This window comes from Chryseobacterium sp. SIMBA_029 (assembly GCF_046535275.1).
Lineage (GTDB): Bacteria > Bacteroidota > Bacteroidia > Flavobacteriales > Weeksellaceae > Chryseobacterium.
On sequence record NZ_JAWRXA010000972.1, the window covers coordinates 1 to 202 of the forward strand.

General features: G+C 37.1%; 1 protein-coding gene. It reads right to left on the bottom strand.

Features of this window, described 5'->3' with window-relative positions; all coding sequences use genetic code 11:
* The coding region (locus tag SB679_RS26690; protein WP_410705486.1) for a polymorphic toxin-type HINT domain-containing protein at window positions 1–202 on the bottom strand (202 nt) is incomplete at both ends.

Genomic DNA, 202 nt, shown 5'->3' on the forward strand with positions numbered 1-202 from the left:
CTACAGGAGAAGTTGTTCCATCTAATATGGTTAGAAGTGTTCCTTTTGTAAGATTTTTAGCTTCTATCCAGTTTCCGCTTACATAGAAAGGGTGTTCCGGTGTACAGGTGATTTCTGTGCCATTAACAGAGATTTTCACTAATGAAGAAGATGTATTGCGGGATAGCTCAACTACTTTTTTCAGTTCTTTTTTACCTGTTTC